The organism is Pseudomonas endophytica, assembly GCF_001411475.1.
Classification (GTDB): Bacteria; Pseudomonadota; Gammaproteobacteria; order Pseudomonadales; family Pseudomonadaceae; genus Aquipseudomonas; species Aquipseudomonas endophytica.
Map to the genome: position 1 here is coordinate 1 of NZ_LLWH01000159.1, position 604 is coordinate 604.

1 pseudogene is annotated in these 604 nt (G+C 60.9%); it reads right to left on the reverse strand.

The features are described from left to right. A pseudogene (locus AQS70_RS10585) lies at positions 1–604 on the reverse strand (cytochrome c); the annotation flags it as partial.

Sequence of the window (604 nt, forward strand, 5' to 3'; positions counted from 1 at the left end):
AAGCCCGAGATGTAGCTCAGGAACCAGCTCAAGCCATCGCTGCCCAGCAGCCCGGCCGACTCTTTGAGCAAAGCTTTGGCGGCGTCCAGACGCTGCTCAACCTGCCCGATGGGCAAGCTGTCCTGCAACGATTGTCGATAAGCCATCAAGGCTTTTTCGGTGGTTTTACGCACGCTGCTGTCGACGTTGTCCAGCGAGCTTTCTACCAGCTCAAAGCCTTCCAGGTAGGCCGCTACAGACAGGTCGTAGGCTTGCTCACGATCCCCCTTGCGATAGGCCGCCAGGCTTTTGTCCAGGGTTTGGCTGGTGTAATCGAGCAACTGCGCCGGGCCACGTTCGACCTGAGGCGGCTGCGCCCGCTGCGCGCGGAATGTGGCAGCCGCTTGCGACCCTTCAGCGGCCAGCACTTCGCTAGGGGTCTGACGGGCCAAGTCGGCGAGGTCGTAGGTTTTGTCTGCTTTAGTCGCCGCTGGATCAGCACTCAGGCCCGCCACATAGGTGGCCAAATCCCACCGCTGACGATCGTCCAACTGCTCTGCGAAAGCGGGCATGTCAGTGCAATCAACCCCCAGCGCCAGCGTGTTGTAAATCGCGTAACGGCCCA